Here is a 10,195-nt window from a genome sequence, read left to right on the forward strand (position 1 = left end):
GCGGCGGATGCATTGCTCGCGATCATGCTGTGGTTTGCATTGCCCCAGCGTCATCCACCGGTGCACGCGTCGTATCGCGCGCTGATGGCCTCCATGTGGTCGCTGTGGCGCGATGAGCCGGTGCTGCGTCGCTATGCGGTCTCATCGGCCGTCACGTTGGCGGCTTTCAGTGCGTTCTGGACGGCCATTGCGCTGCGCCTGGTGCAGGCACCGTTTGCGTTGGACAGTCGCGGCATCGCATGGTTTGCGCTGGCGGGCGTGGCCGGCACCATCGTGGCGCCGCTGGCGGGCAAGGCGGGCGATCGTGGCTATAGCGAGGTCGGCATGCCGATTGCGCATGCCGTGATCGTCGTGGGCGTGCTGCTTGCAGGTATCGCAGGCGGTGGCTGGCTGGGATTCGACGTCGCGGCGCATTCACGCGTGGCACTGGCGCTGCTGGTGCTTGCGGCCATCGTCATCGATGCAGGCGCCATCGGTGATCAGACGCTGGGGCGGCGTGCCGTCAACATGCTCGATCCGGCAGCGCGCAGTCGGCTCAATGGATTGTTCGTCGGCGTGTTCTTCATCGGCGGCGGTGCCGGCGCGGTGGCCGCTGGCAGTGCGTGGGCCCTCGCCGGATGGAATGGCGTATGCGTTCTTTGCCTGGGCTTCTGCGTGCTGGCGTTTGCAGGCGACGGCTTGGCGAAGCGCCGGGCGATCAGCGCAGGTTGATCACCCGCGCGAGGCCCAGTCGCGCACGGCTTCGGCAAACGCCACGCAATCGGCAAAGCGGTTGTAGAGAGGCGTGGGCGAAATACGGATCACGTCCGGTTCGCGCCAATCACCGATGATGCCGCGCTCCATCAGGTACTCGAACAGTGAACGACCGCGCTCACGCCCACCGATGACGCGAATGGAAAGCTGGGAGCCGCGACGTTCGGGCTCGCGCGGTGTCACCACTTCGAGCACGTCGCTGAGTCCCTGGTGCACCAACCATTCCAGGTAACCAGTGAGCCGCAGCGATTTTTCGCGCAGTGGCTGCATGCCCGCGCGACGGAAGACATCAAGCGAAACACGCAGCGGCGCCAGCGCGAGGATTGGCGGATTGCTGAGTTGCCAGCCATCGGCGCCATACGTAGGCACGAACTCCGGACCCATCTTGAAACGGGTGGTCTTGTCGTGGCCCCACCAGCCGGCGAAACGGGGCAGGGTGGTGCGCGCATGGCGTTCGTGCACGAAGGCGCCGCCCACGGCGCCGGGGCCGCTGTTGAGGTATTTGTAGCTGCACCAGATGGCGAAATCCGCGCCGCAATCATGCAGTTGCAGGGGCAGGTTGCCCACGGCGTGGGCCAGGTCGAAGCCGACCATGCAGCCATGGGTACTTGCCATCCGGGTGATGGACGCGAGATCGAACACCTGCCCGGTGCGGTACTGCACGCCAGGCAGCATCACCAGCGCGATGCGCGAACCGTGCTCGGCCAGCACGCGCTCGATCGCCTGCATGGAAATGGTGCCGTTGGGCTCGTCCGCTTGCAGTTCGATCAGCGTGGTGGCCGGGTCGTAGCCATGGAAGCGCACCTGCGATTCCACCGCGTAGCGATCGGTCGGAAACGAGCCGGACTCGATGAGGATGGCATGGCGTTCCGGCGTGGGCCGATAGAAGCTCACCATCATCAGGTGGAGGTTCACGCCCAGCGTATTCATTGCCACCACTTCGTGCGGCTGCGCCCCGACCACACTGGCCAGGTCGTCACGCACGAACTCGTGGTAATCCATCCACGGCAGGCGACCCTTGAAATGACCTTCGACGGCCAGGCTGGCCCAGTCGTCCAGCTCCGCGTTGAGCGCATCGCGCACCGCGCGTGGCTGCAGGCCGAGCGAGTTGCCGCAGAAGTAATGGCTGTCGCGACCCTCGTGCGGCGGTATCAGGAATTCGTCGCGGAAGCCGCGCAGCGGATCGGCGGCATCCTGGGCTTGCGCCCAGGCGAGGGTGGCTTCGTAGGACATCAGGGAATCTCTTGCGCATGCGCCGCGCCTGCATGGCACGGCGTCGCCGGCCAGCTTACTTCAGGCGCGCCGCGATGGCATCGCAACCCTTGTCGAAGGCGGCCTTCCATTGGGCGCCCGCCTGGCTCTGCGAGGGGCGCACGCAGCGCAGCTGGATGGCGTGGTTGTCCTTGAACCAGTAGCGCTCGCTGTAGCTGAATTGCGCGCCGTTTTCCTGCGCGGTGTACACAAAGTTGTCGGCGCCCTGGCCGCTGCCGGCCTGATAGCCGGTGAGCGACTTGGCTTTGCTCATCGCGCCGCTGACGTATTGCTGGAAACTGCTCACGTCGCTCACCTGCTTCACCGTCACCGTTACCCGCGCGAGGCTGGTGGCAGCGGTCGGCGAGGGGTCGGGTACCTGGAACACGCGCACTTCCGGATCGCCCTGCGTTTCCATGATGCCCACCCACTGGTCGGGCGTGCTGAAGCTGACGCTGCCGCCGGCCATGTTGATGTCGGTGGCATGCGCGGCGCCAGCCAGCACGAGGGCGGCGGCGAAACCTAAGTTGCGGAAAAGACTCATGCCTGCTCCTGAGTTGCGGCGATGGGATCGAAACGCTGTAGCGGCAGCCCCAGCCATTCCAGGGCCGTGCCGTGAAAGAGCCGCGCGCGGTCAGCATCATCCAGGCCCAAGGCCTCGATGCCACTGCCAGGATGCTGCTCCCCCAGCGGAAAAGGATAATCGGTGCCAAGCATCACGCGCTCGACGCCGGTCACATCCAGGAGATAGCGCAGGGCCTGCGGGTCGTGCACGCAGGAGTCGAAATACATCCGTTGCAGGTATTCGCGCGGATTGCGCGGGTTGTCGGTCGCCACCAGGTCCGGGCGCATGCGGAAGCCGTGCTCGATGCGGCCGATGCTTGAGGGAAAGCTGCCGCCGCCATGGGCCAGCATCACGCGCAGCTTGGGCAGGCGCTCCAGCACGCCGCCAAACACCAGGCAGCAGGCGGCGCGCGATTGCTCGGCCGGCATGCCCACCAGCCAGGGCAGCCAGTACTTGGGCATGCTGGCGGCGCCCATCATGTCCCACGGGTGCACCATCACGGCAGCACCCAGATCGGCGGCGGCCTCGAAGAACGGAAACAGCTCCGGCGCGTCGAGATTCCAGTCATTGCAGTGCGAGCCGACCTGCACGCCCTGCAGTCCCAGTTCGTCGATGCAGCGCTCCAGTTCGCGGATGGCCAGCTCGGGCGACTGCAGCGGCACCGTGCCAATGCCGGCGTAGTGGCGGGGATGGGCATCGCAGAGGGCTGCCGTGTTGTCGTTCAGGTGGCGATGCAGCTCCAGCGCCTGATAACCGGGGGCCCAGTAGGAGAACAGCACCGGCACGGTGGACACGACCTGCACGCTCACGCCGAAGCGGGCGTAGTCGTCGATGCGCTGCTGCGCATCGAAGGCCGAGTCCCACACCTCGCGGAAGAATTTCCCGTCCTTGTAGATACGGTGGCGTCCATCGTTGTGGATCATCACCGGAAAACGTTCGTCGCCGTACTTGGCCGCCAGGTTGGGCCAGTCGCGAGGGAGGATGTGGGCGTGGGTGTCGATCTTGAGCATGCGCCGAGTGTAGGCGCTCCGCATGACCGCGTCGTGCCGCGGTCGCACATAGCCCAGGACGACTGGCTGAACGTGCATCCGTCATCCAATGGCGGCATGATGGGGAGCGCGACCACGCCAGCCCGCCATCGGAGGCAGCATGAAGTTCCTGGTCATGATCTACAACGACGACACCTTGCTCGATGCACTGCCGGAAGGCGAATTCGACTCCATGATGAAAGGGTGTTTCGCCAAGGCCGATACGCTGCGTGAAGAAGGTGCGTTGCTCGACTCCATGCAGCTGGAATCACCCTCGCAGGCGAAATCGCTGCGCATGCGCGACAACAAGCTCAGCGTGATGGATGGTCCGTTTGCCGAGGCCAAGGAATACCTGGGTGGCTTCAACCTGATCGAGGCCCAGAACATGGACGAGGCCTTGCGCATCGCCAGTGCGTTTCCGTGGTCGCGTACCGGACGCATCGAAGTGCGCCCAGTACGCGATATCGATGCGGTGAGGCAGCGCGTAGGCGCCTGAGCCGGGTGCAAAGGCGGGGACAGATTCCCTGCCGAAGTCCGCCCCGTCGGCTGCCCGACGGGACGCAAGAGGTCGTCAAGGCGCGCGGCGGACCGCCACCACGGCGTTGAGGCCGCCGAAGGCAAATGAGTTGCTGATGGCGGCGTTTACCTTCATCTCGCGCGCCTCGTTGGGCACGTAATCGAGATCACAGGCCGGATCGGGGCCCAGATAGTTCAGGGTAGGTGGCACGATGCCGTCGTGGATCGCGCCAATGGCCGCGATCAGTTCCAGCGCGCCGCCGGCGCCCAGGGCATGCCCGTGCATGGGTTTGGTGGAGGAAATCGCCAGCTCGCGTGCGTGAGCGCCGAATACGCGATGGATGGCCTTCGTCTCGGTGCTGTCATTGGCCACCGTGCCGGTGCCGTGCGCGTTGACGTAGTCAACGTCGCCGGGAGACAGGCCGCCGTCGCGCAGCGCCATGTTCATGGCCGCTGCCGCGCCAATGTCCGACGGCGCGGCGATATCGCCCGCATCCGAACTCATGCCGGTGCCGACCAGTTCGCAGATGATTTCCGCACCGCGCTGGCGCGCCGATTCCAGCGTTTCGATGACGTACATCGCTGCGCCTTCGCCCAACACCAGGCCGCGACGACCCTGGCTGAACGGACGGCAGGTATCGGGCGCGAGCACGCGCATGGCTTCCCATGCGCGCAGCGTGCCCAGCGTGATGCACGCCTCGGTGCCACCCACCACGGCAGCATCGACCAGGCCCGTGCGTATCATCATCGCCGCCTGCGCGAAGGCGTGGTTGGACGATGCGCATGCGCTGGCCACCACAAACGACGGCCCGGTGATGCCATGCACCATGCTCACCTGGCTGGCGGGTGCGTTCATCATCATGCGCACGATGCCCAGCGGGTGGAAACGCCCCTGGTGCTCACCGTACAGGCGCTCGTAAAGGTCGTCGCGCGTGGTTTCGCCACCCACGCCGGTGCCGATCACCACGGCCGTGCGCTGGCCCAGCTCACCTTCGAAGCGGATGCCCGATTGGCGGATGGCCTCGTTGGCGGCAATCAGCGCGTATTCGCTGAACGTATCGAGCAGTGCGCGACGCGCCTCGTCGAAGAAATTCGCCGGATCGTAATCGACCACTTCCGCAGCGATACCGCCGTTGCGCAGCTGGCCCGGCTGGATGTGGTGGATGGGACCGATGCCGGAGCGGCCTTCGGTCATCGCCTTCCAGACGGAAGGCGCGTCGTGGCCGAGCGCGCAGATGGCGCCCATGCCGGTAATCACGATACGGCGCATGGTAAGGCTCTTAGCCCTCGGTGGATTTTTGCGCGAGCTGACGTTCGATGGCGTCGACCAGCTGACTGACCGTGCCATTGTCGAAGTCGGTGTCTTCGTTGGGCAGGTTGATGTTGAAATGTTCTTCGATGTCGAAGATCACTTCGATGGCATCCAGTGAAGCGATGCCAAGGTCCTTCAGGGTGGACTCCGGCTTGATCGTTTCGATGTCGATCTTCGCCTGCTTGGCGATGATGTCGAAGGTTTCCTGCTGAACGTTGCTCATGTCGGCTTTCCTGAATTCCTTGGCGGCGAGATGGCGCGGCATCGGGTGGATGCCCTCTTAACAAGCCTGACCAACCGTCGGGACAAAGTCCAGAATGCCCGCGCATACGGATCGGTATGCATGCATCGTGCCTTCGCTCCCTTTCGCCAACCTTTGTCGCTGCGAGGCCCTGCCTAAGGGGCGTGCCGGGCCTTATGCTATGAGGCCTGCACCCCGTGGAAATCCCCTGTGCGGTATCTGAACCAGCTCGAGCCGGATGCATTGGTCACCCGGTTTGCCGAGCACCCCCCACTCGGTTTCAGCGTGACCGAGGCGGCTGGTACGCCGGCCTTCGTGGCGCCTTTCGACCTGCTCACCACGGCGGATGCCGAGGCGCGCGAGAGGGTGGTGCACGCGCCCGGTTACCGCTGGTGGGGGCGACTGTTGCGTTGGCGAACGGCCTTCGTGGGTACGACGGTGTCGGAATATGCGTTGTTTCCCCGGGATGCCGATCCCGCCATCCTGGCGCGCTCGTTGCGCGGCGAACTCGGTCGTCGCCAGCGCCTGTTGATCGTCAAGGACATCCCGCAGGCCTCGCCGTTGTTAGATGCCGGTACCGGCGAGTGGTGCCGTCGGTTTGCCGATGCCTGTGCGGATAACGGCTTCGTCCTGTTGGAAGGGCAGGCGCTGGCTTATGTGCCGGTCGATTTCGCCAGCGAAGACGAATACCTCGCGCGCCTTTCTTCCGGTCGCCGCAAGGACATCCGGCGCAAGCTGCGCAAGCGCGATGATGTGACGGTGGAAGCCATGCGCTGTGGCGATGCGGCGTTTGCCGACGATGCGGTGGTCGATGCGTACTACAGCCTTTATGAGAACGTGTATGCGCAGAGCGAGATCCATTTCGACAAGCTGAGTCGCGACTTCTTCGCGGCCGTGCTGCGCGATGCGTCCAACGGCGGCGTGGTGTTCGTCTATCAGCACGAAGGCGCGATGATCGGCTGGAATCTATGCTTCGTGGTGGAGGGCAAGCTGATCGACAAATATGTCGGCTTTACCTATCCGCAGGCACGCGAACAGAACCTTTATTTCACCAGCTGGTTCCACAACCTGGCTTTTGCACGTGAGCAGGGCCTGACTCATTACGTGGCCGGCTGGACGGACCCTGAAATCAAGTCGTACCTGGGTGCACAATTCACCCTTACCCGGCACGCGATCTACCTGCGCAATCCGCTGCTGCGCATGCTGGCCCGCAAGCTGGGACGGTTCTTCGAAAGTGACAGTCAATGGGCGACGCATGAGCAGGCGTGAACCGCTGATCCTGGATTTCGATGGCTCGGTGGGTGAGATCCCGGGCGCGACGGCCATTGCCTTGTCCGATTGGCAGGAAGCGATCCGCTTCGGCTGCACGCTGCGCACCTTCAACCGGCTGCGTTCGATGCTCGACGCGCAGGCGCCGGCCAGCTACGGCACCGTGCTGATGGGCTCGGGCGACTATCACCACCTCACCTGGCCGCTGGTGGAACGCCAGCGTGCGCGCGGTCCGTTCCAGCTGGTGGTGTTCGACAACCATCCGGACAACATGCGTTTTCCCTGGGGCATCCACTGCGGTTCGTGGGTACGCCGGGTCGCCATGCTGCCGTATGTCACGCACGTACACGTGGTGGGTATCACGTCGGGCGACATCGGTGCGAAGCATGCATGGGAGAACTACCTTCGCCCGCTGCAGGCCGGCAAGCTCAGCTATTGGTGCATGGACGTGAATGTGGACTGGGCCGCCAAGCTGGGCCTGGCCGACGCATTTCGCCGCTTCGCCGACCCGGACGAACTCACCACGGCTTTCGTCCAGCAAGTGCGCCAGGCGCCGCAGGCCACCTACCTGTCGATCGACAAGGACGCTTTCAGCGTCGATACCGCGCGCACCAACTGGGATCAGGGGCGCCTGGAAGAGCACCACGCCATGGCCATCATCGAGGCGCTGCGTGGGCGCATCGTGGCCAGTGATATCAATGGCGAAGTCTCGGCCTACCGGTACCGCACTTGGTGGAAGCGATTGCTCAGCGGCATGGATGGCCAGGAGCCGATTCCGCAAAGCGAGCTCGATGCCTGGCAGGCGCAGCAGCGGGCCTTCAATACCCGCTTGATTGCGGCCATTGCCGAAAGCAGCGTGTAAGTCGGTGCATCAACCATCCGGTCGGCAGGACGCGGGTGGCTCAGGATAAGCAAGCGGCAAGGGTGGCGGAGTGCCGGCTCATTCCGGTGACCGTTTGGACGATGCGTTCATCATGGCCGAGCTCATTCTCTTTCGTCGTCGCGCACTGGTCTTTCTGGCGCTTGCCTTTGGCATCACATGGTGTGCGTGGGGCGTGTTGATCGTTCTGGCGCAGAACCACGCTGCGGCTTATGGCGAATGGCCTTTCATGTCGCTGTATGTGCTCGGTGGCCTGGGCCCCACCATCGCGGCCTATATCGCCGTTTACCTCACCCGAAGCGAGGCGCCGTTGCGCGAATTCAACCAGCGCGTGGTGCGCTGGCGCGTGCGGCCCGTGTGGTATGTCGCGGCAATCGGGCTGCCGATAGCGCTGGCTTTTGTCGCTGTCGGCATTGCGGTGGCGCTGCATCCTGCCGCATCGAGCCAGTTGGCCATCAAGCCCTGGTATCTGCTCCCGTTGCTGTTTGCCATGACCATCATCGGCGGTGGCCTGGAGGAATTGGGGTGGCGCGGCATTGCCCAGGAAGCGTGGGGGCCTACGTTGGGGCAGGCGCGCGCCGCATTGGTGATTGGTCCGATCTGGGCGGCGTGGCATCTGCCGCTGTTTTTTCTGCCCGGGGTCAGCCAGTACCACGGGAACTTCGCGCTGTTCCTGCTGGGCGTGATGGGCAATGCCTTGCTGTTCGGCTGGCTCTACAGTCGCACGCGCAGCATTCTGCTGTGCGTATTCATGCATGCCGCAAGCAACGCCATCGTGATGCTCGGCGTGGTGGTGCCTTCAGGGCACGGCATGTCGTTGATCGGTCCGTGCCTCGTGCTGGCGGTAGGCGGATTGCTCTTTCTGTCCCATGGCAAACATGCTGTTCCAGTCATGCATTGAACGGTTTAGCGCGATGAGCCCACGCTGCGTTCCAGCACGGAACAGATCCGCTCGAAGGTGGCGTCGTCCAGCCACGGGCTGTTGGTGATGGTCAGCGAACGCGCCGCGAAATCCCGGGCGTTCGGCAGCAGCGCATCGGAGACGACATCGCGCAGATAGCCGTAGTCGGGCAGGGCATGGATGAACAGGCGACTGACGCCGAGGCCCGCGGTCCAGAGCGTTTGCAGCGCCTTGTCGCGCTGGGCCTGGGTGGGAAGCGTCAGCAGCAGGAACGGCCACACGCCACGCTGGCCCGGAACATCGTCGTACACGGTGACACCGGGTATGCGGCGCAAGCGCGTTACGCGCGGCAAGGCTTGCGTTCGCGTGGCCTCCAGGAACGCCGGCAGCCGCTTGAGCGCGCGCGCGCCGACGGCTTGTCGCCAGTGGCTGACGGTGTGCAATGGAATATTCGGCCCGAAGTCATCACCCACGGCGGCCACCGGATCGCCCTCGGCCAGTGCCTTGCGCAGCGGACGGCCATAAGCCAACGGCAACAACGAAGGGCGATAGGCCAGCGTGTAGCCGATCAGTTCCAGCGCGCGCTGCCAGTCCATCCGCGCATCGGGCTTGATGGTGGCGTCGTGGCTCGCAGCAAACGCGTCGCGCAGCACCACATCGCGTGTCAGCAGCAGGCCGCCTTCGAACAGGGTGAGCCCTTTGCCCACGGCAAGGCTGAAGAAGGCGGCATCACCAAGCAGGCCTACGCTGCGGCCTTCCTGCATGGCGCCCAAGGCCTGCGCGGCGTCCTCCAGCACATAGGCGCCCACGCGGTGTGCGATGTCCAACGATGCGTTTACATCAGCCACGCGGCCGGCAAGATGCGTGGGAACGATGGCGAGTGTCCGTGCGTTGGCCAGCGTCGCCAGTTGCACGATGTCCATGTCGAAATGGTTCACCGCCAGATCGCAAAGACGCAGCTTGAGGCCGGCGCGATGGATGGCCAGCGCCACCAGCGGGCACGTCCATGCAGGCACGATTACTTCGTCGCGTTGAGGGCGCAGGCGATGCATCGCACGCAACGCCACCACCATGGCCGCGGTGCCTGAGCATTCCAGCTGCAGGTGCGGTACGCCCAGCCAGGCGGCCGCGCGTTCGGCGAACGGCGCACGGCCCGGCCACAGGTCGTTGAGGTTGAGCGGCAGACCGGCAGTGGGCGGCAGCTCGCGGGCCACGTCAGTCTCCTGCCGTGACGCCCAGCGCACCCTTTGCTTCGGTGGGTGCGTCGTGTTCCGGGTGCGCACCGCTTTCGGCGAAGGCGAGGCAGATGATGCCGGCGACGATGGTGGCGGCACCGATCACGCGCGGCCAGGTCAGCGGTTCCTGGAACAGCCACATGGAGAACACCATCACGCTGACCACTTCGAGGTGGGTGACCGCGAAGGCAGGACCGATCGGCGCGTGCTTGAGCAGCGTCATCCAGGTGAAGAAGTTGCCGAC

General features: G+C 64.7%; 11 protein-coding genes and 1 pseudogene. 5 read left to right on the forward strand and 7 right to left on the reverse strand.

Translation table 11 applies throughout. The features are described from left to right. Positions 1 to 711: pseudogene (locus VFG49_RS17730) on the forward strand (hypothetical protein); the annotation flags it as partial. Here the strand turns inward: VFG49_RS17730 and kynU are convergent. The 3 genes from kynU to VFG49_RS17745 are packed head-to-tail and all read right to left on the reverse strand — an operon-like array spanning position 712 to position 3,603. Next, positions 712 to 1,986, reverse strand: coding sequence for a kynureninase (kynU, locus tag VFG49_RS17735; protein WP_324863020.1), 1,275 nt, complete (start codon positions 1,984 to 1,986; stop codon positions 712 to 714). A gap of 55 nt (positions 1,987 to 2,041) precedes the next feature. Then, on the reverse strand, positions 2,042 to 2,548 hold the full coding sequence (locus tag VFG49_RS17740) for a hypothetical protein (RefSeq protein ID WP_324863022.1): 507 nt from the start codon (positions 2,546 to 2,548) through the stop codon (positions 2,042 to 2,044). Beyond that, positions 2,545 to 3,603 (reverse strand): amidohydrolase family protein, encoded by a 1,059-nt coding sequence (locus tag VFG49_RS17745; RefSeq protein WP_324863024.1) that lies wholly within the window; start codon positions 3,601 to 3,603, stop codon positions 2,545 to 2,547. Before VFG49_RS17745 ends, VFG49_RS17740 begins: the two co-directional genes overlap by 4 nt. A gap of 115 nt (positions 3,604 to 3,718) precedes the next feature. On the opposite strand from VFG49_RS17745, the gene VFG49_RS17750 reads away from it, so the two are divergent. Further along, the gene (locus VFG49_RS17750) at positions 3,719 to 4,093 is read left to right on the forward strand and encodes a YciI family protein (RefSeq protein WP_324863026.1); all 375 of its coding nucleotides are present in this window, start codon (positions 3,719 to 3,721) and stop codon (positions 4,091 to 4,093) included. Between the two features lie 75 nt (positions 4,094 to 4,168). Here VFG49_RS17750 and VFG49_RS17755 read toward each other — a convergent pair whose 3' ends face one another. Both VFG49_RS17755 and VFG49_RS17760 read right to left on the reverse strand, forming a co-directional pair. Next, positions 4,169 to 5,383, reverse strand: a complete 1,215-nt coding sequence (locus VFG49_RS17755; RefSeq protein WP_324863028.1) for a beta-ketoacyl-[acyl-carrier-protein] synthase family protein — start codon at positions 5,381 to 5,383, stop codon at positions 4,169 to 4,171. A 10-nt stretch (positions 5,384 to 5,393) separates the two neighbouring features. Next, complete coding sequence (locus VFG49_RS17760) at positions 5,394 to 5,648, reverse strand: acyl carrier protein (RefSeq protein WP_324863030.1); 255 nt, start codon at positions 5,646 to 5,648, stop codon at positions 5,394 to 5,396. Between the two features lie 228 nt (positions 5,649 to 5,876). On the opposite strand from VFG49_RS17760, the gene VFG49_RS17765 reads away from it, so the two are divergent. The 3 genes from VFG49_RS17765 to VFG49_RS17775 all read left to right on the forward strand — a co-directional run bounded on the left by VFG49_RS17765 (position 5,877) and on the right by VFG49_RS17775 (position 8,716). Further along, entirely contained in the window at positions 5,877 to 6,935 is a 1,059-nt protein-coding gene (locus tag VFG49_RS17765; RefSeq protein ID WP_324863032.1) for a GNAT family N-acetyltransferase, read from the forward strand. Further along, a complete protein-coding gene (locus VFG49_RS17770) occupies positions 6,922 to 7,797 on the forward strand; it encodes a hypothetical protein (protein ID WP_324863034.1) in 876 nt (291 codons plus the stop codon). Before VFG49_RS17765 ends, VFG49_RS17770 begins: the two co-directional genes overlap by 14 nt. Positions 7,798 to 7,909: 112 nt before the next feature. Beyond that, positions 7,910 to 8,716: a type II CAAX endopeptidase family protein gene (locus tag VFG49_RS17775; RefSeq protein ID WP_324863036.1), complete on the forward strand. Its 807-nt coding sequence runs from the start codon at positions 7,910 to 7,912 to the stop codon at positions 8,714 to 8,716. A 5-nt stretch (positions 8,717 to 8,721) separates the two neighbouring features. On the opposite strand, the gene VFG49_RS17780 is transcribed toward VFG49_RS17775, so the two are convergent. Then, positions 8,722 to 9,930 (reverse strand): DegT/DnrJ/EryC1/StrS family aminotransferase, encoded by a 1,209-nt coding sequence (locus VFG49_RS17780; protein ID WP_324863038.1) that lies wholly within the window; start codon positions 9,928 to 9,930, stop codon positions 8,722 to 8,724. Position 9,931: 1 nt separating this feature from the next. Then, positions 9,932 to 10,195: DMT family transporter (locus tag VFG49_RS17785; RefSeq protein WP_324863040.1), on the reverse strand; the 264-nt coding region annotated here is incomplete at its 5' end.

The sequence above is a fragment of the Dyella sp. genome (assembly GCF_035685885.1).
Classification (GTDB): Bacteria; Pseudomonadota; Gammaproteobacteria; order Xanthomonadales; family Rhodanobacteraceae; genus Dyella.